Consider the following 265-nt stretch of genomic DNA (forward strand, 5'->3'; position numbering starts at 1 on the left):
GTATTGACTTTTATGAAGTATAGTCTTTACACCGTTTTTCCAATAACAAAGCTCGTATCTCTGAGTTGGAGTGGCTGGTATTAGATTTTCAACATATCCTGCAAAATAAATGTCTCCATTATTAACTGCAAACGCAGTAATATCATTCTGTGCCGTAAAGGGAATTCCCAAATACTGCTTAATCTCGTTCTTAGTATTATTTTTCCAGAAATAATGTATGGATTTAAACGATGTCGGCGTCATTCCGATACTTCCCGTTACATAG

At 35.5% G+C, this 265-nt stretch carries 1 protein-coding gene; it reads right to left on the reverse strand.

All coding sequences use genetic code 11. The features are described from left to right. On the reverse strand, positions 1–265 hold a 265-nt coding region (locus ACR9ZK_RS22235; RefSeq protein ID WP_481344112.1), incomplete at both ends, for a hypothetical protein.

The organism is Monashia sp. HAY1-5C, assembly GCF_056755255.1.